22 protein-coding genes are annotated in these 20,882 nt (G+C 73.2%); 9 read left to right on the top strand and 13 right to left on the bottom strand.

The window, feature by feature from the left end; all coding sequences use genetic code 11:
* Positions 1–9 precede the first annotated feature (9 nt).
* From AB0A74_RS11405 to AB0A74_RS11395, 3 genes are all read left to right on the top strand, one after another.
* Positions 10–1,470 carry an ornithine decarboxylase gene (locus AB0A74_RS11405; protein ID WP_358248790.1) on the top strand — a complete coding sequence of 487 codons (1,461 nt, stop codon included), beginning with the start codon at positions 10–12 and terminating at the stop codon, positions 1,468–1,470.
* Positions 1,471–1,489: 19 nt separating this feature from the next.
* Positions 1,490–1,981 carry a DUF6328 family protein gene (locus tag AB0A74_RS11400; protein ID WP_358248789.1) on the top strand — a complete coding sequence of 164 codons (492 nt, stop codon included), beginning with the start codon at positions 1,490–1,492 and terminating at the stop codon, positions 1,979–1,981.
* 159 nt (positions 1,982–2,140) lie between these two features.
* The gene (locus AB0A74_RS11395; RefSeq protein ID WP_358248722.1) at positions 2,141–3,583 is read left to right on the top strand and encodes a GGDEF domain-containing protein; all 1,443 of its coding nucleotides are present in this window, start codon (positions 2,141–2,143) and stop codon (positions 3,581–3,583) included.
* A 7-nt stretch (positions 3,584–3,590) separates the two neighbouring features.
* Here AB0A74_RS11395 and AB0A74_RS11390 read toward each other — a convergent pair whose 3' ends face one another.
* The 3 genes from AB0A74_RS11390 to AB0A74_RS11380 all read right to left on the bottom strand — a co-directional run bounded on the left by AB0A74_RS11390 (position 3,591) and on the right by AB0A74_RS11380 (position 5,897).
* Positions 3,591–4,265 (bottom strand): DUF6766 family protein, encoded by a 675-nt coding sequence (locus AB0A74_RS11390; RefSeq protein WP_358248721.1) that lies wholly within the window; start codon positions 4,263–4,265, stop codon positions 3,591–3,593.
* Positions 4,266–4,347: 82 nt separating this feature from the next.
* Positions 4,348–4,701: a hypothetical protein gene (locus AB0A74_RS11385; protein WP_358248720.1), complete on the bottom strand. Its 354-nt coding sequence runs from the start codon at positions 4,699–4,701 to the stop codon at positions 4,348–4,350.
* A gap of 17 nt (positions 4,702–4,718) precedes the next feature.
* Complete coding sequence (locus tag AB0A74_RS11380) at positions 4,719–5,897, bottom strand: zinc-dependent alcohol dehydrogenase (protein WP_358248719.1); 1,179 nt, start codon at positions 5,895–5,897, stop codon at positions 4,719–4,721.
* 87 nt (positions 5,898–5,984) lie between these two features.
* On the opposite strand from AB0A74_RS11380, the gene AB0A74_RS11375 reads away from it, so the two are divergent.
* Positions 5,985–6,806, top strand: a complete 822-nt coding sequence (locus tag AB0A74_RS11375) for an SDR family oxidoreductase (protein WP_358248718.1) — start codon at positions 5,985–5,987, stop codon at positions 6,804–6,806.
* 384 nt (positions 6,807–7,190) lie between these two features.
* On the opposite strand, the gene AB0A74_RS11370 is transcribed toward AB0A74_RS11375, so the two are convergent.
* Positions 7,191–7,586, bottom strand: a complete 396-nt coding sequence (locus tag AB0A74_RS11370) for a ChaB family protein (protein WP_343931511.1) — start codon at positions 7,584–7,586, stop codon at positions 7,191–7,193.
* A 48-nt stretch (positions 7,587–7,634) separates the two neighbouring features.
* Here AB0A74_RS11370 and AB0A74_RS11365 point away from each other — a divergent pair, with 48 nt between their 5' ends.
* Together AB0A74_RS11365 and AB0A74_RS11360 are read left to right on the top strand one after the other, a co-directional pair.
* Positions 7,635–9,014, top strand: a complete 1,380-nt coding sequence (locus AB0A74_RS11365; RefSeq protein WP_358248717.1) for an aldehyde dehydrogenase family protein — start codon at positions 7,635–7,637, stop codon at positions 9,012–9,014.
* Positions 9,015–9,045: 31 nt separating this feature from the next.
* Positions 9,046–9,924, top strand: a complete 879-nt coding sequence (locus AB0A74_RS11360) for a GNAT family N-acetyltransferase (protein WP_358248716.1) — start codon at positions 9,046–9,048, stop codon at positions 9,922–9,924.
* Positions 9,925–9,948: 24 nt separating this feature from the next.
* Here the strand turns inward: AB0A74_RS11360 and AB0A74_RS11355 are convergent, their stop codons facing one another.
* The 5 genes from AB0A74_RS11355 to AB0A74_RS11335 are packed head-to-tail and all read right to left on the bottom strand — an operon-like array spanning position 9,949 to position 15,559.
* Positions 9,949–11,187: a UDP-glucose/GDP-mannose dehydrogenase family protein gene (locus tag AB0A74_RS11355; RefSeq protein ID WP_358248715.1), complete on the bottom strand. Its 1,239-nt coding sequence runs from the start codon at positions 11,185–11,187 to the stop codon at positions 9,949–9,951.
* Positions 11,145–12,050, bottom strand: coding sequence for a glycosyltransferase family 9 protein (locus AB0A74_RS11350; protein ID WP_358248714.1), 906 nt, complete (start codon positions 12,048–12,050; stop codon positions 11,145–11,147). The genes AB0A74_RS11355 and AB0A74_RS11350 overlap by 43 nt, the downstream gene beginning before the upstream one ends.
* Positions 12,047–12,997, bottom strand: a complete 951-nt coding sequence (locus tag AB0A74_RS11345) for a glycosyltransferase (protein WP_358248713.1) — start codon at positions 12,995–12,997, stop codon at positions 12,047–12,049. Before AB0A74_RS11345 ends, AB0A74_RS11350 begins: the two co-directional genes overlap by 4 nt.
* Positions 12,994–14,607, bottom strand: a complete 1,614-nt coding sequence (locus tag AB0A74_RS11340) for a carbamoyltransferase C-terminal domain-containing protein (RefSeq protein WP_358248712.1) — start codon at positions 14,605–14,607, stop codon at positions 12,994–12,996. The genes AB0A74_RS11345 and AB0A74_RS11340 overlap by 4 nt, the downstream gene beginning before the upstream one ends.
* Before the next feature lie 31 nt (positions 14,608–14,638).
* Positions 14,639–15,559 carry a UDP-glucuronic acid decarboxylase family protein gene (locus AB0A74_RS11335; RefSeq protein WP_358248711.1) on the bottom strand — a complete coding sequence of 307 codons (921 nt, stop codon included), beginning with the start codon at positions 15,557–15,559 and terminating at the stop codon, positions 14,639–14,641.
* 75 nt (positions 15,560–15,634) lie between these two features.
* Here AB0A74_RS11335 and AB0A74_RS11330 point away from each other — a divergent pair, with 75 nt between their 5' ends.
* Positions 15,635–16,468 carry a glycosyltransferase gene (locus AB0A74_RS11330; protein ID WP_358248710.1) on the top strand — a complete coding sequence of 278 codons (834 nt, stop codon included), beginning with the start codon at positions 15,635–15,637 and terminating at the stop codon, positions 16,466–16,468.
* Positions 16,469–16,500: 32 nt separating this feature from the next.
* On the opposite strand, the gene AB0A74_RS11325 is transcribed toward AB0A74_RS11330, so the two are convergent.
* Positions 16,501–16,971: a winged helix-turn-helix domain-containing protein gene (locus AB0A74_RS11325; RefSeq protein ID WP_358248709.1), complete on the bottom strand. Its 471-nt coding sequence runs from the start codon at positions 16,969–16,971 to the stop codon at positions 16,501–16,503.
* A gap of 83 nt (positions 16,972–17,054) precedes the next feature.
* Here AB0A74_RS11325 and AB0A74_RS11320 point away from each other — a divergent pair, with 83 nt between their 5' ends.
* The gene (locus AB0A74_RS11320; protein WP_358248708.1) at positions 17,055–17,870 is read left to right on the top strand and encodes an aldo/keto reductase; all 816 of its coding nucleotides are present in this window, start codon (positions 17,055–17,057) and stop codon (positions 17,868–17,870) included.
* On the opposite strand, the gene AB0A74_RS11315 is transcribed toward AB0A74_RS11320, so the two are convergent.
* A complete protein-coding gene (locus AB0A74_RS11315) occupies positions 17,863–18,366 on the bottom strand; it encodes a DUF2087 domain-containing protein (RefSeq protein ID WP_358248707.1) in 504 nt (167 codons plus the stop codon). The two genes, AB0A74_RS11320 and AB0A74_RS11315, sit on opposite strands and share 8 nt — an antisense overlap.
* Positions 18,367–18,428: 62 nt before the next feature.
* Between AB0A74_RS11315 and AB0A74_RS11310 the strand changes: the two genes are divergently transcribed.
* On the top strand, positions 18,429–19,187 hold the full coding sequence (locus AB0A74_RS11310; protein ID WP_358248706.1) for a hypothetical protein: 759 nt from the start codon (positions 18,429–18,431) through the stop codon (positions 19,185–19,187).
* On the opposite strand, the gene AB0A74_RS11305 is transcribed toward AB0A74_RS11310, so the two are convergent.
* On the bottom strand, positions 19,097–19,480 hold the full coding sequence (locus AB0A74_RS11305) for a hypothetical protein (RefSeq protein WP_358248705.1): 384 nt from the start codon (positions 19,478–19,480) through the stop codon (positions 19,097–19,099). The genes AB0A74_RS11310 and AB0A74_RS11305 overlap by 91 nt on opposite strands.
* Before the next feature lie 194 nt (positions 19,481–19,674).
* Positions 19,675–20,847 carry a sugar ABC transporter substrate-binding protein gene (locus AB0A74_RS11300; RefSeq protein ID WP_358248704.1) on the bottom strand — a complete coding sequence of 391 codons (1,173 nt, stop codon included), beginning with the start codon at positions 20,845–20,847 and terminating at the stop codon, positions 19,675–19,677.
* Positions 20,848–20,882 lie beyond the last annotated feature (35 nt).

Genomic DNA, 20,882 nt, shown 5'->3' with positions numbered 1-20,882 from the left:
CACGGGCGTATGGACCACTCGAAAGCACCCGTGCTGGACGCCATCGCCGACTACCACCGGCGCGGACACGTCCCGTTCATCCCGCCGGGCCACAAGCAGGGGCGCGGGGTGGACCCGCGGGTGCTGGAGGTGCTGGGCGAGGACGTGTTCCGGTCGGACATCATCATGATGAACGGCCTGGACGACCGGATGATGAGCGGCGGCGTCCTGTCCGAGGCCGAGGAGCTGATGGCCGACGCCGTGGACGCGGACAAGGCGTTCTTCTCCACGTGCGGCAGCTCGCTGTCGGTGAAGACGTGCATCATCACCGTGGCCCGCCCGGGGCAGAAGCTGCTGGTGTCGCGCAACGCCCACAAGTCCGTCATCGCCGGGCTGATCATCAGCGGGGTGCAGCCGGTGTGGGTGCACCCGCGGTGGGACGCGTTCTGGGAGTGGTCCTACCCGCCCGCGCCCGACGAGGTGGCGGAGGCGTTCTCGCGCGCGCCGGACGCGCAGGGCATGCTGCTCATCACGCCCACCGACTACGGGACGTGCGCGGCCATCAAGGAGACGGCCGCCGTCTGCCACTCGCACGACAAGCCGCTCATCGTGGACGAGGCGTGGGGCGCGCACCTGCCGTTCCACCCCGGTCTGCCGGCGTGGGCGATGGACGCCGGCGCCGACCTGTGCGTGACCAGCGTGCACAAGATGGGCGCGGGCCTGGAGCAGGGCTCGGTGTACCACCTGCAGGGTGACCGGGTGGACCCGGACGTGCTGTCGCTGCGCGCGGACATCCTGGACACCACCAGCCCGTCCGCGCTGGTCTACGCGGGGCTCGACGGGTGGCGGCGGCAGATGGTCGAGCACGGCGAAGAACTGCTGGACCGCACGTTGAAGCGGTGCGCCGAGGTGCGGGACCGGTTGCGCGGCTTGGTGACCGTGGTGGAGCGCGAGCACGTGGTCAGCCCGGACCGCGCCGACGACCACGACCCGTTGAAGATCGTGATGGACCTGTCGGAGCTGGGCATCTCCGGGTACACGGCCAACGAGTGGCTGCGTTCGGAGTGCGCCGTGGACGTGGGCCTGTCCGACCACCGGCGCATCGCGGCCCAGATCACCGTGGCCGACGACGACGAGACGGTGGAGCGGCTGGTGACGGCCATCTCGGCGCTGGTGGAGCACTCGGGCGAGCTGCCGCGGGCCAAGCGGGTGGAGATCCCGGACCCGGGCGAGCTGGAGCTGGAGCAGGCCATGCTGCCTCGCGAGGCCCACTTCGCGACGGCCTCCCACGTGCCGGCGCGCGAGGCGGTCGGCCGGATCTGCGCGGAGACGCTGAGCCCGTACCCGCCGGGCGTGCCCGCCGCGCTGCCCGGCGAGGTGATCACCGAGGCGGTGGTGGACTACCTGCTGAGCGGCCGTGCAGCGGGCATGTACCTGCCGGACCCGACCGACGCGTCGCTGAACACCATCAGGGTGGTTGACCAGCGCTGATGCCGGGTATTCGGGGCGGGTGAGCGAAGCCGAACTCTCCGATCAGCGCAGATTGGCCCGCAACCTCAACGAGTTGCTGCAGGAACTGCGCGTGGCCCAGGCCGGCGTGCAGATCCTGTTCGGTTTCCTGCTGTCCATCGCGTTCACGGAACGCTATGCGTCAGCCGACCTCTACATCCGTTCGACGCACCTGCTCACGGTGCTGTTCGCGGCGGGCGCGGTGGCGTTGCTGACCGCACCCGCGGCGTGGCACCGGATCCTGTTCCGGCGCGGTCGGCGCGAGGACATCATCGAGGTGGCGAACCGCTTCGCCGTCATCGGCCTGGCGTGCCTGGCGGTGGCGATGACCGGCACCATATTGCTGCTGGCCGAGGTCATCGTGGGCGGCTGGCTGTCGATCGTGATGGGCGTGCTGGCGGCGGCGTTCTTCGGCACCCTGTGGTTCCTGCTGCCGTGGCGCGAACGCGGCCAGAGCAACATCGAAGCCGCCGACGACGCCGACCTGGACTAGCCGACCCGAGACTGGCCGACCCGGAACTGGCCGACCCGGAACTGGCCGACCCGGACCGGTTGCGCCGTTCGGGCCGTTCGGTGATCGGCCGGCCCGGTTCCGCCGCGTTCCGGTGATCGTTTCGCTACCGTCGGGGTGGCGTTGCGAAGGGGGCTTCGGGTGCGCGAGGGGATCGGCTTCCACCAGGCGGTGTTGGAGCGCGGGGACGCGGCGGTGTTGGTGCTCGGCGCGGACGACCTGGCCGTGCGGTGGGCCTCGCCCGCCGCCACGCGGTTGTTCGGGACGGCGTCCGGGGCGTTCCCCGACCTCGTGGCCCCGGAGGACGCCGCGTCCGTGGCGACGTTCCTCCAGGCCGCGTCCACCGGGGCGTCCCGCGGCACGTGCGCGGTCCCCGTCGCCGGTTCGGCGGCGCGCAGCGTGGACCTGGTGGTCCGCGACCTGCGCGACGACCCGGCGATCGGCGGGCTGCTGGTCGTCGCCCTGGACGTGACCGGCTGGGCGGAGCGGGCCGCGCGGCTGGGCGCGGCGCTGGACACCGACGCCCTGACCGGGCTGACCAGCCGGGCGGGCCTGCTGCCCCGGTTGGAGCAGGCGGTGCGCGGCGGGCCGGGGCCGGCGCTGATGTTCCTCGACCTCGACGGGTTCAAGGACGTCAACAACCGCCTCGGCCACGGGGCCGGGGACCAGGTGCTGCGCCGGGTCGGGGCGCGCCTGGCGGAGGTGGTCTCCGGGCGCGGGACGGCGGCCCGGTTCGGCGGTGACGAGTTCGTGGTGCTGCTGGACGGGACCGGCGAACCGGAGGCGCGCGCCGTGGCCGAGGAGGTCCTGGCGGCGATCGGGACCCCGTTCGAGGTCGCGGGCGAACCGGTGCGCGTGACCGGGTCCGTGGGCGTCGTGGCGGTGCGCCGGGGGCACCGGGTGGAGGAGCTGCTGCGGGACGCGGACGTCGCCATGTACCGGGCCAAGGCCGCCGGGCGGTCGCGCGCCGTGGTCTACCACGACGACCTGCGCGACTGGGCGCTCGCGCACAAGCTCGACCTGGACGACCTGGCCGGGGAGCTGGAACGGCTGCGCCGCGAGCGCGAAGCCCTGGTCGAGGCGGCGACCACCGACCAGCGGACCGGCCTGCCCAACGCCGCCACCTTCGACGCCGACCACGCCCGGCTCAACGGATCCGCGCTCAACGGGTCCGCGCGACCGTACTGCCTGCTGATCGCCGACATCGACCGCTTCCACAGCTACAACGCCCACTACCGCTACCTCGCCGGCCACGAGGCGCTGCGCCGGGTCGGCGCGGCCATCGCCGCCACCGTGCCGGGCCGGACCTACCGCTACGGCGGCGAGGAGTTCGCGGTCCTGCTGCCCCGGACCCGGCTCGCCGAGGCGACCGCGCTCGCCGAACGGGTCCGGGTGGCCGTGCGGGAGCTCGGGGTCGAACACCGGGGCGACCCGAGCGGGGTGGTGACGGTGTCCGTGGGCGCGGTGGAGGTGGGCGAGGGCGCGACGGTCACCGACGCGGTGGAGGAGGCGAGCATCGCCCTCCTGGCGGCCAAGGACGCCGGGCGCGACCGCGTGGTCGCCCGGACCGCCCCGTCCCGGTGACCGCCGCTCAACCGGACTCGTCGGTCGTGTTGTGCGGCGTGCCGACCGGCTTGGACTCCGACGAACCGCGTTGCCGCAGGTACACGCTGAAGATCGCCATCGACCCGATCGCCAGGAACTCGGACTGCCAGTTCTGCAGCGAGCGGTTCCAGAAGTCGGCCGACAGCACGTACTCCCACCAGCCGACCGGGTCCTGGAAGTCGATCAGCTGCTCGTTGTTGTAGGCGCTGCGCCCCGCGATCGACTGCGCGAGCCACGAGCCCAGGAACAGCACCAGCATCACCAGGCCCAGCGAGTTGGAGTACAGGCGCGTCCGCCAGCCGCCCGCCCGCGCCCACGGCGGGGAGTTCGGCTTCGCGTGCTCGCCCAGGTACTGCTGCTCGTCGGACTCCGGACCCAGCCGGTGGGCGGGCTTGGACTCGTTGGAGCCGCGCTGCATCAGCCACACCGTGGCCAGGATGAACAGGAAGAACTGGAGGTACTCGGACTGCCAGTTCTCCGCCACGTCCACCGCGAAGTCCGACGAGAGCACGTACTGCCACAGCCCGATCGGGTCGCCGCCGTCGGTCAGCCGCCGGTTGTTCAGGTCCGCGTTGCCCGCGAACGCCTGCCCGGTCAGCGACCCGAGGAAGAGCAGGCCGAAGGTGAGCGCCAGGCCGTTGTCGCGCAAGAACCTCTTCACAGCCCCATCACCCCGATGACGATGAAGCACGCCAACCCGGCCAGGACACCGAGCAGGTAGGCGTAGAACATCCCGCGCTGTGTCACGGCCCACCCACCTCGCAGTCGTACGGCCGGTCGGGCACGGTCTCGCACCCCGCGCCCGAAACGCGCCAGCCCGAGGACATCTCGCGCAGGAACAACGTGTCACCGGACGACGTGCGGACCTGCGCCGCGTCGCCCCACACGACGACCTCCTCGACCGTCCCACCGGGAACGTCCACACTGGAACAGTCTTCGCGCGCCCGTTCGGTGAGCAGGGAGCAAGCGCGCTCGCCGTCACCGGAAGAGGCCGCGGTCAGGAACTCCTCGGCCGCGCTCCGCACCACGTCCGCACTGCCGGAACCGCACCCGCCCACCACGAGGGCCGTGGCCAGCACGCCCAACCACCGCACCATGTGCGGACGATAGCGCCTCATGGCGTGAGCAGCACTTTGACGGCGTTGTCCCGCTTCTGCTGGAAGATCTCGTACCCGTGCGGCGCCTGGTCGAGCGGCAGGTGGTGGGTGGCGAAGTCCTCGGTGCCCAGCGGGTCGCCGTCGGTCAGCAACGGCAGGATCTCCGGCACCCAGCGCCACACGTTCGCCTGGCCCATCCGCAGTTGGACCTGCTTGTCGAACAGGGTCAGCATCGGCATCGGGTCGGCCATGCCGCCGTACACGCCGACGACGGAGATCGTCCCGCCGCGCCGGACCAGGTCGATCGCCAGGCGCAGCGCGTGCAGCCGGTCGACGCCCGCGGTCTTCATGAACCGGGCCGCGATGGCGTCCGGCAGGAGACCCACCGCCTGGTGGGCGAGCTTCGCGACGGGCGCGCCGTGCGCCTCCATGCCGACCGCGTCGATGACGGCGTCCGGGCCGCGCCCGTCGGTCAGGTCCTTGACGTGGTCGACCAGGTGGCTGTCGCGGACGTTCATCACGGTCACGCCGCGCTGCCGCGCCCGCGCCATCCGCTCGGGGACCAGGTCGATGCCGATGACGTTGGCGACGCCCTTCTGCCGGGCCACCCGGCACGCCATGTCGCCGATCGGCCCGAGCCCGAGCACCACGAGGCTGCCGCCCTCCTTGACGCTCGCGTACTCGACCGCCTGCCACGCGGTGGGCAGCACGTCGGACAGGTACACGAACCGGTCGTCCGGCGGGCCCTCCGGCACCTTGATGGGCAGCGTGTTGCCGAACGGGACCCGCAGGTACTCGGCCTGCCCGCCGGGCACCTGCCCGTAGAGCTTGGTGTAGCCGAACAGCGCCGCGCCGGTGCCCTGCTCGCGGACCTGGGTGGTCTCGCACTGCGACTGGAGACCCTGCCCGCACATGAAGCACGAGCCGCAGGAGACGTTGAACGGGACCACCACCCGGTCGCCCGGTTTTACCGCGGTGACCTGCGCGCCGACCTCCTCGACCACACCCATCGGCTCGTGGCCGAGGATGTCGCCTTCGTCGATGAACGGACCCATCACCTCGTAGAGGTGCAGGTCAGAGCCGCAGATCCCGCTGGACGTGACGCGGACGATGACGTCGGTGGGCTCTTTGAGGATGGGATCGGGGACTTCGTCCACGCGCACGTCCCGCTTGCCGTGCCAGGTGACGGCCTTCATGGTGGGGTTCTCCCTTCGACCTGCCTTGTCCCCTGCTGCGTTCCCGTCACGGTGTGTCGCAAACCCGGGCACGGGTACCCGCCGGACATGGGCACACCACTCCCGCAGGACCGCAGGGGCGCGCCGCTGCGCGCCATCGTCACCGGCTCGGACTCGGGTATCGGCGAGGCGATCGCCGTGGCCCTGGCCGGCGGCGGCGCCGACGTGGGCATCACCTGGCACACCGACGAGCAGGGCGCCTCCGACACCGCCGCGAAGGTCCGCGACCTGGGCGTCCGGGCCGCCGTCCGGCGGCTGGACCTGTCCGACCTGCCGGCCGCCGCGTCGGTGGTGGACGAGCTGGCCGAGGAGCTGGGCGGCGTGGACGTGCTGGTGAACAACGCCGGCACCGGTTCCACGACCAAGGCGATGGACATGGACTTCGCCACCTGGCGGCACGTGCTGTCGGTGGACCTGGACGGCGCGTTCCTGTGCTCGCAGCGCGCGGCGCGGCACATGATCGAGGCCGGCAAGGGTGGGCGGATCATCAACATCACGTCGGTGCACGAGCACGCGCCACGGGTCGGTTCGGCCCCTTATTGCGCGGCGAAGGCCGGTTTGGGCGCGTTGACGAAGGTGCTGGCGATGGAGTTGGCCGAGCACGACATCACGGTGAACTCGGTGGCGCCGGGCGAGATCTCGACCCCGATGACGGGCCAGGAGGACGTGGACCCGCGCACCCAGCCGAGGCCGGGCGTGCCGCTGGGCCGTCCGGGGCACGCGAAGGAGGTCGCGGCGGTGGTGGCGTTCCTGGCGACCCCGGCGGCCTCGTACGTGACCGGGGCGTCGTTCGTGGTGGACGGCGGCATGCTCCTCATGGGCCCCCAGGCGTCGGGCATGCTCACCGACACCAAGTGGCGCGAACCCTGACCCGGCCGGGCCCCCAGGCGGCGGGGCCAGGCGGCGGGGCCAGGCAGCGGGGCCAGGCAGCGGGGCCAGGCGGCGGGGCCAGGCAGCGGGGCCGGGTCAGCGCCGACCCAGCTCCCGCCGACCCAGCTCCCGCCAGCCCAGCTCCCGCCGACCCAGCTCCCGCCAGCCCAGCTCCAGCCAGCCGGCCACCGCCGGCCCGGCCCTCGCTCTCGCCGGCTCCAGCCCTCCGACCGGCCCGGCCGGCCCAGCGCCGCGCCTACCCCGTTCCCGCCGCACCGCCCCCGTCCCGCGCCTCCTCCTCTACACGGGACGCGCGAGGGGGCGGAAAGTGCCGGATCCTGTATGTCACTCGATCGGGACACCCAGAACCCGGCCGGCCCACCGTCAGGAGCGGGCCTTCGCGGTCTTGCGGTTGTTCGCCTTCCGGATGGCTTCCACCAGTTCCTGCTTCGTCATGCTCGACCGGCCGGGCACGTCCAGGCGCTTGGCCACGTCGTACAGGTGCTGCTTGCTCGCGTTCGCGTCGACGCCGCCGGCCGTCTTGCCCTGCCGCGGCGTGCTGCGCGCGGCCTGCTTGTCCGACGGGCCCTTGTGGTCCTTGGGTTCCCAGTGGTCGCCCACCTTCTCGAAGGAGTGCTTCAGCGCCGAGAACGCGGTCCGGTGGGCGCGTTCGCCCTCGCCGTAGGTCTCCACCGCCGAGTCGTGCGCCTTGATCCACGTCCGCTGCGCCTTCTTCGGCGAACGGGCGACCGTGCTGGGCAGTTCCTTGCGTCCGGGCATGGGTCCTCCCTGGGTGTTTCCCCGTGGTCGGTCGGGTACCCGGTCGCCATGACGGACATGCGTGACCTCGACATCCGCAGCCCCCGCGACGGCCGGTCGATCGGCCACCTCCCCACCGCCACCGAGGACGAGGTCGCGGGCGCGGTCCTCACCGCCCGCCAGGCCCAGCCGGGCTGGGCCGCGACGCCGGCCGCCGAGCGCGGGGCCGCCCTGCGCCAGGGCGCGGGGATCCTGCGCACGCACGCGGACGAGCTGGCGAAGGTCCTGGAGCAGGAGACCGGCCGGCCGGTCGAGTCGGCGCGCGAGGGCGTGCTCGCCGGCGTGTCCACGCTGGAGCAGTACGCCGAACTCGGGCCGGTCCACCGTGGACGGTCGCTGCTCGGCTCCTGGGACGCCACCGACTTCATGGTGCCCGAACCGCGCGGCGTCGTCGTGGCGCTCACCCCGTGGAACGACCCGGTCGCCGTCGCCTGCGGACTGCTCGGCGCGGCGCTGGTCACCGGCAACGCCGTGGTCCACAAGCCCAGCGAACGCTGCCCCCACACCGGCCTGCTCATGGGCACCCTGATCGCCGAGGCCTTCCCGGACGGCGTCCTGCAGACCCTGACCGGCGACGGCGCGGTGGGCGCGCGCCTGGCCGCCGACCACCACGTGGACGTCGTCGCCCACGTCGGCGGCACCGCCACCGGCCGGTCGATCCTCGCCGCCACCGCCCGCACCGGCGCCAAGGCGCTGCTGGAGAACGGCGGCAACGACGCGCTCGTCGTGGACGCCGACGTGGACCCCGGGTGGGCGGCGGCGCAGGCCGCGCTCGGCGCGTTCACCAACGCCGGCCAGCTCTGCACGTCCGTCGAACGGATCTTCGTCCACCAGGCGATCGCCGAGGAGTTCCTCCGCGCCCTCGTGGCCGAGGCGCGCAGTTGGGTGGCGCAGCCGCTGGTGGACGTCGAGCACCGCGAGCTCGTGCACGCCCACGTCGCCGAAGCGGTCGCGGACGGGGCCGAGGTGCTGATCGGCGGCGAGGTGCCGGACGGGCCGGGCGCGTACTACCCGGCGACCGTCCTCACCCGCTGCACCCCGAACATGCGCGTCATGCGCCAGGAGACGTTCGGCCCGGTCGCCCCGGTGCGCGTCGTCGGGTCGTTCGAGGAGGGGCTGGCCGAAGCCGTCGTCGACGAGCACGGCCTGGCCGCGACCGTCCTCACCGGCTCGATGGCGCACGCCCAACAGGCCTGGCGGACGCTGCCCGTCGGCACGGTCAAGGTCAACGCGGTGTTCGGCGGCGCACCGGGCGGCGCCGCGCAGCCCCGGCGCATGTCGGGCACCGGCTTCGGTTACGGCCCGGAGCTGCTGGACGAGATGACGTCGATGAAGGTCGTGCACCTCGGCCAGTTCCAGCCCCGCCGCAAGGTGTCAACCGGCTCGTAAATCCGCGTGCGCACGGCCGCCGCGGTGGTGTGTGATCACCGCCGTGGCGATCGTGATGAGCACGCCGGACGTCAACGGCCTGGACGAGGCCGTGGACGCGCTGGGGGAGTGGCAGGTCGAGGGCGCGCCCATGCAGCTGCACCCGGGCGACCTGGGCTGGTACCGGCGGTTCGGCGCGGAGGCGACGGCCGCGGCGGTCCGGACGTGGCGCCGGGACGGGCGCGTCCTCGCCGTCGGCCTGCTCGACGGCCCCGACCTGCTGCGCGTCACCACCGCGCCGGACGTGCGGCGGGATCCGGAACTGGCCGACCGCCTGGTGGAAGACCTCACCGACCCGGGGCGCGGCGTGTTGCCGGACGGCCCGGTGAGCGTCGAAGCGCCGATGGACGCGCTGCTCCAGGACGTGCTGCCCGACCACGGCTGGGGCGCCGGCGAGCCGTGGACGCCCCTGCGCCGCGACCTCTCCGCGCCCGTCGAGGACCCTGGCGTGCGGATCGAGGTGGTCGGGCCCGAGCAGGCCCCGCGGTGGGCCGCCGTCATCCGGGCGTCGTTCGACCGCTCGACCTTCACCGACGAGCGCTGGCACGCGATGGCGCAAGGCTCGCCCTACCGCGATGCCCGGTGCCTGCTGGCCCACGACACCCGGGACAACGCGGTGGCGGCCGTGCTGGTGTGGTCGGCCGGACCCGGCAAACCCGGCCTGCTCGAACCGATGGGCACGCACCGGGACCACCGCGGGCACGGCCACGGGAGGGCGGTCAACCTCGCCGCCGCGGCCGCGCTCCAGCGGATGGGCTCGTCCAGCGCGCTCGTCTGCACCCCCAGCTCCAACGTCGGCGCGGTCGCCACCTACCGGTCGGCCGGCTTCCGACCCCGCCCGGAGGTGCGCGACCTGACCAGGCCCGCCTGACGGCCCGGCGCCGGCGAGCCGGCGCTAGCGGCCCAGCGCGACGAGCTGGAACCCGCTCTCGGTGACCTTGTCCGCGGGCAACAGGTTGCGCGTGTCCACGATGACCGGCCGCGACATGCCGGCGGCCAGCGCGGGCCAGTCCAGCTCGGCGAACTCCGGCCACTCGGTCAGCACCACCAGCGCGGCGGCGTCCCGGGCGGCCGAGAGCGGCGAGTCGGTGACGCGCACCGGCCCGGCGTCGTGGTCCACGCACGGGTCGTAGCCGGTCAGCACCGCGCCCTCCGCCGCGAGCAGCGCGGCCACGGCCAGCGCGGGGGAGTCCCGCAGGTCGTCGGTGCCGGCCTTGAACGTCAAGCCCAGCAACCCGATCCGCGCGCCCCGCAACGGGCCCGCCGCCGCGCGGACCTTCTCCACCACGCGGTGCGCCTGGCGCTCGTTGGTGTCGATCGTCGCGCGCAGCAACGAGAAGTCCACGTGCTTCTGGTCCGAAGTGGACAGCAACGCCTTGGTGTCCTTGGGGAAGCACGAGCCGCCCCACCCCGGTCCGGGTCGCAGGAACGCCGACCCGATCCGCTCGTCCAGCCGCATGCCCTCGGTGACGTCCTCGATGTCCGCGCCCGCCTGCTCGCACAGCTCGGCCAGGCTGTTGACGTAGGACAGCTTCATGGCCAGGAAGCAGTTGCTGGCGTACTTCACCAGCTCGGCGCTGGCCCGGTCGGTGACCAGGGCGGGCGCGTTGGGGTAGAGGGCGACGACGCGGCGCGCCGGTTCCTCCTCGCCGCCCACGACGATGCGTTGGGGGCGCAGGAAGTCGTCCACCGCGTGGCCCTCGCGCAGGAACTCCGGGTTGGACACCACGGGCACCCGCACGTCGGCGGCGATCCGGTCGGCCGTGCCGGGCGGCACGGTGGACTTCACCACCAGCACGCAGTCGCTCAGCTCGGTCTCGGCGAGCACCGCGTCCACCGCGCTCAGGTCGGCCGCGCCGTCCTCGCCGGTGGGCGTGGGCACGCACAGGAACACGAAGTCCACCCCGGTCAGCGCCGGGCCGTTGCCCAGCACGAAGTCCAGGGTCCCGTCCGCCACGCCGTCGGCGACCAGCTCCGCCAGGCGCGGTTCGTGCGCGGTCACCTCGGCGCGCCGCAGCGCCGCCACCTTGCCCGCGTCCACGTCCGCGCACACCACCTCGTGACCGAGGTGGGCGAAGCAGGCGGCGGTGGTCAGACCGACATAGCCCGCGCCGATGACACCGATCCGGGCCACGACACACCTCCCAACGCCGTCAGGACTTCCTCGACGGTGATCTCCAACAGGCCGGGGTCGGGCTCGTCGGCGAAGGTGTCGCCGGTCCGACCGCGCCACAGGACTTTGTGGGGCCCGGACCGCGGGCCCCAGTGCTCGGGCGACACCGGGCCGAACAGCAGGACCGACGGCGTGCCGTAGGCGGTGGCGACGTGCGCGACACCCGTGTCGCCGCACACCACCGCCCGCGCGCCCGCCACCAGGTCCAGCAGCTCGCCCAGCGAACCGATCTGGACGCGCCCCGCGCCGGCCGACGCCACGGCCCGCACCAGCCCGGCCTCGCCGGGGCTGCCGGTGACCACGACGTCGGACCCGATCGCCCGCACCACGGCGGCGAACCGCTCCACCGGCCACCGGCGCGCGCCGTGCGACGCCCCGGGGTGCACGACCACCGGCCCCTTCGCGGGCGCCTGTTCCGGCACGGTCCGCGGGGTCAGGTGCAGGTTCTCCGGGTCGGCGGGGATGCCGTAGCGGGCCAGCAGCCGGCACCAGCGGTCGACTTCGTGCTGGTCGTCGCGCCACGGCACGTGCGTCCCGTGCGTGATGAGCCGCTTGGGCCCGGTCACCCGCAGCAGGTCCACGCTGCGCGGCCCGCGGCCGTGCAGGTTCACCGCCAGGTCGGGCTCGCGGTAGTCGATCGGCACCAGGCCCTCGGTGGGCAGCAGCCGGTCCACCGCCTCGATGCGGTCCACCGCGTCGGACAGCCACGCCGGCGCGGCGAGCGTGATCTCCGCGTCCGGGTACGCCCGCCGCAGCCCGCGCAACGCGGGCACCGCGGTCAACAGGTCGCCCAACCCCAGCGCGCGCAACACCAACACCCTCATGGGCGCACCGCCCGGTGCCGCAGCTCGCCGCGCAACCGGTGGGCGCACGCGGCAGGGGGGATGGCGACGCTGGTCACCACCATGCGCACGACCTCGTCCGGCGTCTTCGGCCCGGGGGTGATGCGTTCCAAGGCGAACTTCGCGGTCAACCCGGCCCACACCGCACCTGTGACCAGCGCCAACCTCGACCGGAACAGTCCCAACAGGACGGTCACGCCGAACGCCGCCGTGGTCACCGCGTGCCGGCGCAACCGGCCGGGGTGCCCGCCGATCCGCGCCCGCCAGCCCTCGCCCAGCAACCGGCGCATCAACGCGTCGTCGGCGTTGCCCCGTTGCTGGCGGAGGCTGGCGAAGAAGTCCGACTCCCGCACCGGGTGGGTGGTCCGCCGCGACCCGCGCACGATCCGGTACCCGTGCTCCTGCACCCGCAGCGCCAGCTCCGCGTCCTCCCGGTACGCGCGGGGGAACCGCTCGTCGAACCCGCCCGCGTGCACCAGCGCCGCCCGCCGGTAGGCCATGTCCGCCGTGATCCACTTGGCGTCGGCCAGGCCCGCGGTGCCGCGTTCCCAGTCCGTCGGCGGCCGGTCCTGCGGCAGCGGCACGGTGATGCGGGCCTGCGAGGCGCCCACGTCAAGGTCCGCCGCCTCCAGGTCCGCGGCGAGCTGCTTCTTCCAGTCGTGCGGCGGGACGACGTCGTCGTCCAGGAACGCGACCCACTCGCAGCACGCCGCCCGCCAGCCGACGTTGCGCGCCGCCGCCGGGCCGCGCCCGCCGCTGCGCAGCACGCGCGCGCCGTGCGTGGGCGGCAGGGGACCGGGGTCGCGCCGGTCGTCCACGACGATCACCTCGCGCGGCGGCGGCCCGGAGCCGTGCTCCAGGGCGTCCAGCACCACGCTCAGGCTCGCCCGGCCGACGGTCGGGATCACCACGGCGTAATCGGGACTCATCGCCGCACCACGAACTTCCCGATCGCCAACAGGTCCACCGGCGAGGAGCCGAAGCACTCCAGCGCGTCGCGCGGGTCGTCCACCATCGGCCGCCCCGCGGTGTTCAGGCTGGTGTTGACGATCACCGGCACGCCCGTGCGCGCGGCGAAACCCTCCAGCACCCGGGCCACCAGCGGTTCGGTGGCCGGGTCCACGGTCTGCACGCGCGCGGTGCCGTCCACGTGGACGACCGCCGGGATGCGGTCCCTCCACTCCGGACGCACGTCGTGCACGAAGAGCATGTACGGACTGGGCAACGGGCCACGCGTGAACAGCTCGGACGCGCGGTCCGCGAGCACCATCGGCGCGATCGGCCGGAACTGCTCACGGCCCTTCACGTCGTTCATGCGCTCCAGGTTCTCGGCGTAGCACGGGTTCGCGAGCAGCGAGCGGCGGCCCAACGCGCGCGGGCCGTACTCGCTGCGGCCCTGGAACCACGCCACGACCCGGTTCTCCGCCAACGCCTGCGCGACCTCCTCGGCCACGTCCGCGGGCTCCTCGTAGGAGATCTTGGCCCGCTTCAGGTACTGCTCGACCTCGTCGTCGGACCAGCCGCGCCCGAGGTCCGCGCCCGGCATCGCGGCGGCGGGCTCGCCGGCCTCCGCCACCACGTGCAGCGCCGCGCCCAACGCGGTGCCCGAGTCACCGGCGGCCGGCTGCACCCACACCTCGTCGAACGGGCCCTCGGCGAAGATCCGCGTGTTCGCCACGCAGTTCAGCGCCACGCCGCCGGCCATCGTCAGCCGCCGCTGCCCGGTGCGGTCGTGCAGCCAGCGCACCAGGTCCAGCAGCACCTCCTCCAGCCGCACCTGCACGCTGGCGGCGAGTTCGGCGTGCTCGCGGGTCATCTCGTCGTCGGCCCCGCGCCGCTTGGCCAGCGTCGCCCAGTCCACCGGGGTGACGTGGAAACCGCCGTCCTCGGTGGCCTTGATGTGCTCGCGCATCAGGTCCAGGTGCACCGGCTTGGCGTAGGAGGCCAGCGCCATCACCTTGTACTCGTCGCTGGAGCGCAGGAATCCCAGGTGCTCGGTCAGGTCCTCGTAGAGCAGGCCCAGCGAGTGCGGCAGCTTCTGCGCGGCCAGCGTCTCCAGCCGGTGCCCGCGGTAGCTGCCCGCCAGGTGCGACCCGCACTCGCCGCGCCCGTCGGACACCAGCACCGCGCAGTCGCCGTCGAACGGCGCGGCCAGGCCCGTGGAACCGGCGTGCGCCGCGTGGTGCGGCACGAACCGCACGATGCCCGGGTCCAGGCCGGGCAGCGCGGTGGCCAGGAACTGGGGCGCGCGGCGGGCGTACTCCGTGCGCAGGTCCTCCCACGGCACGTCGTTCGGCTCGACCAGCGACGGGTCGTACGAGTACGCGACGGCGTCCAGGTCGCCCGGCGACAGGCCCGCGTGCGCGAGGCACCAGCGGGCCGCCTGCTCCGGCAGCTCCCACGCCGAGAACGGCACGGGTCGCTTGCCGTGTTTGCGCCGGGAGAACCGTTCCTCCTCGGCGGCGGCCACGATGCGTCCGTCCACGACGAGCGCCGCGGCGGGGTCGTGGAAGATCGCGTTGATCCCGAGCACGCGCACGGTCGTCCCCTTTCCTGTGGTTGGCTGGCGACTACCCGACGAGATGTCGGTCAAACGAGCGGCGGAGGCCCTCGGCGAGGTCGATCCGGGGTTCCCAGCCCAGGACCTCGCGCGCCAGGGAGATGTCCGGGCGGCGGCGGCGCGGGTCGTCCTCCATGGGCTCGACGTGCCGGATCTCCGACCCGCTGCCGCACACCTCGATCACCCGGCGCGCGACCTCCAGGACGGTGACCTCCTCGGGGTTGCCCAGGTTGACCGGGCCGGGGTGGTCGCTGTGGGCCATGGCGACCAGGCCGCGGACCAGGTCGTCCACGTGGCACAGCGACCTGGTCTGGCTCCCGTCGCCGTGGACGGTGAGCGGTTCGCCGGCCAGGGCCTGGCTGAAGAACGTGGGGATCATCCGACCGTCGTCGGTGCGCATGCGCGGGCCGTAGGTGTTGAAGATCCGCACGATGCCGGTGTCCGTGCCGTACTCCCGGCGGAACGCGCAGGTCAGGGCTTCACCGAAGCGCTTGGCCTCGTCGTAGACGCTGCGCGGGCCGGTGGGGTTGACGTTGCCCCAGTAGGTTTCCCGCTGCGGGTGTTCGAGGGGGTCGCCGTAGACCTCGCTGGTGGAGGCGACGACGATGCGCGCGTTCTTGCGCTTGGCCAGCTCCAGCGCGTGCAACGTGCCCAGGCCGCCGGCTTTCATGGTGCCGACGGGGTCGCGCAGGTAGTCGACGGGCGAGGCCGGGCAGGCCAGGTGCATCACCAGGTCGACCGGTCCGAGCAGGTCCAGCGGCTTCGAGACGTCCGACACCACCAGCCCGACGCCGTCGGGCACGTTGTCCGGCGACCCGGTGCGGAAGTCGTCCACGCAGGTGACCGCCGTGCCGCGCTTGAGCAGCGCCTCGCAGACGTGCGAACCCAGGAACCCGGCGCCACCGGTCACGACCGCTCGTTCGAAGCCCATGTCGAGGAGCTACCCGTGGATCGGGGGTGTAACCACTTGTCGCCCGGGTAGTACCCGGCGGTGGAGGGGACAACGGTGGTGATCGCCACGCGCGACCGCGTGGCGGACTTGACGCGCACCCTGGAGCGGTTGGCCGAGCTGGAGGTGCCGATCGTCGTCGTGGACAACGGCTCATCCGACGACACCGCGCGACAGGCGGCCCGGTTCCCCGGCGTGCGCGTTCTGCCATTGGGTCGCAATTTCGGCGCGATCGCCCGCAACCACGGCGTTCAGGCTGCCCGTACACCGTACGTGGCTTTCTGCGACGACGACTCGTGGTGGTCACCGGACGCTCTCCACGACGCGGAGGAGCTGTTCAAGGCACACCCGCGCCTGGGCTTGGTAGCGGCCCGAACCATCATCGAACCGGAAGGCCGCGAGGACCCCATCTGCTCCGAAATGGCGTCTTCGCCGTTGGGTCGCGCCCCCGACCTGCCCGGCCCCAGCGTGTTCGGCTTCCTGTGCTGCGCGGCGGTGGTCCGGCGCGAGGTTTTCCTGGAGGTGGGCGGCTTCCACCCCCTGCTGTTCTTCCGGGGTGAGGAACGGCTGTTCTCGTGGGACATGGCCGCGGCGGGGTGGGCCTGCGCCTACGTGGACTCGGTCACCGCCCACCACCAGCCGTCCCCGTCACGGGCGTCACCGGCGGCCGGCCGGACCCGGGAACTGCGCAACGACCTGCTGACCACCTGGCTGCGCCGCCCACCCGGCGTGGCCCTGCGGGCGACCCTGTCCCTGTGCCGCCAGGCCCTGACGACCCCGCCCGCCCGCCGGGCCGTCGCGGAAGCCCTGCACCGGCTTCCCGCGGCCCTCCGCGACCGACGCCGCCTGCCCCTCCAGGTGGAACGCCAAGTAGCCCGGATGTCGCAGTGACGGGCTCCCCGGACCGCTTGCCCAGTGCTGGGTCAGCCGGCCAGGGCGTCGTGTTCCACCGAGACCGCGAACGGGTCGTCCACGCGGTACCCGACGCCGCGGACCGTCGTGATCAGCGACGCCGCCTCGCCCAGCTTCCGCCGGATCCGGCGCACGTGCACGTCCACCGTTCGGGTGTCCACGAACGTCGTCGTCCCCCACACGCTGTTCATCAGCGCCGTCCGCCGGTGCACCTGCCGCGGGTGGGTGCACAGGTGGTGCAGCAGGTCGAACTCCAGCCTGGTCAGCTCCACGTCCCGGCCCCGGTGCAGCACCCGGCGCGAATCGGCCAGGATGCGCAGGTCCGCCCGCTGCACGGGCAGGTCCACCACCACCTTCGCGGCGGGCACGTCCAAGGCCTCGCGCAGCGTCTCGGCCAGGTGGGCGGCGGTGTCCACGAGCTGGTCGGGCGGCGCGGTCAGGCGGATGGAGACCGTCACCTCCACGGTCGTCACCTCGGTCACGGCACGATCGGACCAGACCGGCCACGACCGGGTCAACGCCGTCCAGGACGTGGGAGTCGTTGACAGCGGGCATCATGGTGAGAATGACGAACACCATCACCCTCAACAACGGCGTCGCCATGCCGCAACTCGGTTTCGGCGTCTTCCAGGTGTCCACAGAGGACACGGAGGCGGCCGTGCGGGAGGCGCTGCGCACCGGCTACCGCAGCATCGACACCGCCGCCATCTACGGCAACGAGGAACCCGTCGGACGGGCGATCGAGGACCACCCCCGCGACGAGCTGTTCATCACCACCAAGCTGTGGAACTCCGACCAGGGCTACGACGAGGCCCTCCGCGCGTTCGACGCGAGCCTCGCCCGCCTCGGCCTCGACCGGCTCGACCTCTACCTCATCCACTGGCCGGCCCCGGCCCGCGACCGCTACGTCGACAGCTGGCGCGCCCTGGGCAAGCTGCTCGCCGACGGCCGCGTGCGGGCGATCGGCGTCTCCAACTTCCAACCGGCCCACGTCGAACGGGTGGTCGACGCGACCGGCACCGTGCCCGCCGTCAACCAGGTCGAGCTGCACCCCCGCCTCCAGCAGGCCGAGCTGCGCGCCTTCCACGCCGAGCACGGCATCGCCACCGAGGCGTGGAGCCCGCTGGCCCAGGGCGGCGACCTCCTGCGCGACGACGTGGTCACCGCCGTCGCCGCCAAGCACGGCCGCACCCCGGCTCAGGTCGTGCTGCGCTGGCACCTCCAGCTCGGCAACGTCGTGATCCCCAAGTCGGTCACGCCCAGCCGCATCGCGGAGAACTTCGCCGTGTTCGACTTCGAGCTCGACCAGTCCGACCTGGACCGCATCGCCTCCCTCGACCGGGGCGAGCGCATCGGGCCCGACCCCGACCGGTTCAACTGACCTCGACCGGGCCGCCGGAGCGCCAGTACTCGCCGTCGGCCCGGTCCAGCAGGCCCTCGTCGACCAGGTAGCGCCGCACGGCCACGTGGTCGACCTCGCCGCCCTCGCACCGCTCGCGCAGCGTCTCGGTCACCTCGCGCTCGGCGTAGCGGCGACCCGGCTCGAACACCACGACGACCCGTTCCAGCACCTCGCGCCGGCGCCCGCGCTGTGCCGGCAGCTTGAGCAGCCGTCCGTCCCGCAGGAACGGATCCTCCCGCGGGCGCTCCACGCGGGCCGCGTGCGCGAAGACCTCCTCCCGCAGGACCAGCTCCTCGCCGTAGGCTGCCACCAATCCCGCGGTGCGGAGTTTGCGCAGCGCCCGGTCCACCACGCGGTTGTCCAAACGGGTCGCTTCGGTGATCTCCGTAACGTTGCGGGCACCCAGGACCAGTGCGGCCACCACGCGCAACCGGTCTGGACCGGCGAGGAGTCCGATCAGCGCATCAGGGGTCACGCTTAGAGCTAACCGAAGCCGGCGCTCTGGTGCACGCCGTTTTCGGGCGGACCTTAATACCCGTGCGCACTGATCACCTCTTCCCGATGGCGTCCGTGGAGCCGGTTTTCGGCATGCCCACCGAGAACGCCCGCAAGTTCCAGCAGGTGGCCGCGGAGCAGGACCTCGTCATCGACGTGCGGGCCACCAACCCGCACGCCGTGGCGTGGCTGCGCGACGGCGCGTTGCCCAAGCCCGAGGCCGTGAAGGCCAAGACCATCGACGACCTGGACGTCCGCCTGGGCGCCCGGCACCGCTACCGCGGCCTGGTCGGCTTCTTCCGGCCCCGGTTACCCCGCTACGGGGTCACCGACCGCTTGCTGAAGCGCTTCACCCAGCGCAGCGACGAGTTCGACCGCCTCGGCCCCAAGATGGCGTTGCTGGAACAGCTCGGTGAATACCTCGTGCGCGACGGCGTCGTGCACGGCTACGACCGGCGCGGGGTGCTGCGGCCCCTGACCGGCGACCACGACGTGTTCGACATCCACGCCTCCGGCGGCCTGCCGCTGACCGGACGCCGCTACGACCGGGCCGTGGCCACCATGATCGACCTCGACATGGGCGTCACCCACGGCGCCCACATGTACTGGCGGCCCACCACCGCGGCGGACCGCGTGATGTTCGAGTCGATCGCCCACAGCAGCAGCCCGAAGCTGCGCTTCCACCCCGACGGCACGATGACCGCGGGCGACTACCGCCGGGTCACCGCCGGGACCAGCGCGATCACCAGACCCGCCAGCGCGGACCGCCCGTTGGCGGCCGTCTCCAGCGTCGGCAGTTGAAGCCAGGTGGTGGAGGTGTCGACGCCGTCGAGGTAGAGCTTGCCGTAGACCAGGAGCAGGGCGACGCCGTACAGGCGGGCGTACTGGTGCTTCCACGCCAGCGCGATCCCGACCAGCCCCGTGCACACGTGCAGGGCCTGGTGGCCCGCGCTCATCGGCAGGACCGGCACCAGTGCGAACACGAGCTGGAGCGACCCCACCACCAGCGCGAGCAGCTGGGCGCGGGTCATCCACGGGCGCGTGGTGGTGTCGCCCTTCTCGACCTTGTCCTTCACCGGTGCCTCTTTCCGCATGCGACCCGGATACCCCGGTCGTCGCGGGGCGACGCCCGAGACCGGATACCTTGCCCTGCGCCACGCACGGATGTCCCCCCTTTCGGGGGTGTCGTCGGTGAACGGTGGCCGGGTTGGTGTGAACGGCTCGGGGGTCGCGGTTTTCGGCTCCACAGACCGGTTTGCTGCACATGATCTGCAATTTGCCGCTGTCGTCAGCGCAGCAGCGGGTCGAGGCGGGGCTTGGCGTCGGCCGCCGCGTCGGCCGGCGGGCGGCCCTCGTGCAGGACCGCGCGCACCATCGCGGACAGCTCCGCGGAGACCTCCGGGTGGCGCGGCGTGTAAGGGGAGCGGGCGGAGGCGAGCTGGGTGGTGAACGCGCCGAGGTTGGGGTCCCACTGCCACCCGGGGTCCGCGGCGGTGTCCGACCGGTTGGGCACCGCCTGCAGGGCCGCGCCGAACTCGGTGGCGTTGTCGGGCTGCTCGGCCAGCCACCGCAGCACCTCCCACGCCCGGTCGGCGTGGGGGCTGCCGGCGCCCACCACCCACGCCTCGCCGCCGACCAGCGACGCGGTGCCGGCCGGGCCCGCGGGCAGGGGCGCGGCGCCCCAGTCGAGACCGGCGGCGTTCAGCGCGGGCACGGCGCGCGGGCCGTTCACCGTCATGGCGCACCGCCCCTCGGTGAACGCCGTGGTCGCGTCGGTGCTGGACCAGCGCAGGGAATCGGGGTGGGCGCCGGCCATCAATGAGTCCACAAAGGACAGAGCTTCGACCGCCCCGGTGACGTCCCGGACGTCGCCGCCCGCCTGCCACAGGAACGGCAGGAACGTGCCGGTCAGGTCGTCGCCCGCCCCGGCGGCCAGGCACAGGCCCCACCGGCCCGCCCCGGTCAGCGACCGCGCGGTGACCCGCAGGTCCGCCCACGTCGCGGGCGGCCCGGCGACGCCGCCGGCGGCGAACAGGTCCCGGTTGTAGAGCAGGACCGGGGTGTCGGTGCGCAGCGGCACGCCGTAGTAGCGGCCGGCGGAGCGGACGCTGTCCCGCGCGGGCTCCACGAACGGCAGGTCCCACCCCTGGAACCGCCCGCTCAGGTCGGTCAGGGCGGAGGCGGCGGCCAGGCGGGGCAGGGCGGCCACGTCCACGGCGGCGATGTCGGGCCGGGGCCCGCGCGCCAGGCGCTCCTCCAGCTCCGCGCGCGGCACGGCGGTCCGCTTGATCTCCACGTGCGGGTGCGCCGCGTGGTGGCGGGCGATGAGCGCCTCGACGGCCTGGTCGGCGACGGGGGAGTGGTCGAGGTGGTCCCACCAGGTCAGGGTCACCCGCTCGGGAGGCGCGGTCGTGCACGCCGCCAGCAGGAAGACCGCCGTGAGCACCGCCCGCACGCGCATGCCGCTCCACCTTCCCCACAGGCGGCGGCCCTGGT

The organism is Saccharothrix sp. NPDC042600, assembly GCF_040647305.1.
Classification (GTDB): Bacteria; Actinomycetota; Actinomycetes; order Mycobacteriales; family Pseudonocardiaceae; genus Actinosynnema; species Actinosynnema mutabilis.
The sequence above is the reverse complement of the archived record's forward strand: the minus strand, read 5'-3'. Positions and strand labels throughout refer to the sequence as shown.

What these genes read in the sequence shown, in the direction of transcription:
- AB0A74_RS11380 (WP_358248719.1), bottom strand. Translation starts at nt 5,897, where the DNA reads ATGAAGGCCGTCACCTGGCACGGCAAGCGGGACGTGCGCGTGGACGAA.
- AB0A74_RS11345 (WP_358248713.1), bottom strand. Translation starts at nt 12,997, where the DNA reads ATGAGTCCCGATTACGCCGTGGTGATCCCGACCGTCGGCCGGGCGAGC.
- AB0A74_RS11350 (WP_358248714.1), bottom strand. Translation starts at nt 12,050, where the DNA reads ATGAGGGTGTTGGTGTTGCGCGCGCTGGGGTTGGGCGACCTGTTGACC.
- AB0A74_RS11335 (WP_358248711.1), bottom strand. Translation starts at nt 15,559, where the DNA reads ATGGGCTTCGAACGAGCGGTCGTGACCGGTGGCGCCGGGTTCCTGGGT.
- AB0A74_RS11370 (WP_343931511.1), bottom strand. Translation starts at nt 7,586, where the DNA reads ATGCCCGGACGCAAGGAACTGCCCAGCACGGTCGCCCGTTCGCCGAAG.
- AB0A74_RS11385 (WP_358248720.1), bottom strand. Translation starts at nt 4,701, where the DNA reads ATGGTGCGGTGGTTGGGCGTGCTGGCCACGGCCCTCGTGGTGGGCGGG.
- AB0A74_RS11375 (WP_358248718.1), top strand. Translation starts at nt 5,985, where the DNA reads ATGGGCACACCACTCCCGCAGGACCGCAGGGGCGCGCCGCTGCGCGCC.
- AB0A74_RS11300 (WP_358248704.1), bottom strand. Translation starts at nt 20,847, where the DNA reads ATGCGCGTGCGGGCGGTGCTCACGGCGGTCTTCCTGCTGGCGGCGTGC.
- AB0A74_RS11320 (WP_358248708.1), top strand. Translation starts at nt 17,055, where the DNA reads ATGACGAACACCATCACCCTCAACAACGGCGTCGCCATGCCGCAACTC.
- AB0A74_RS11305 (WP_358248705.1), bottom strand. Translation starts at nt 19,480, where the DNA reads ATGCGGAAAGAGGCACCGGTGAAGGACAAGGTCGAGAAGGGCGACACC.
- AB0A74_RS11365 (WP_358248717.1), top strand. Translation starts at nt 7,635, where the DNA reads ATGACGGACATGCGTGACCTCGACATCCGCAGCCCCCGCGACGGCCGG.
- AB0A74_RS11405 (WP_358248790.1), top strand. Translation starts at nt 10, where the DNA reads ATGGACCACTCGAAAGCACCCGTGCTGGACGCCATCGCCGACTACCAC.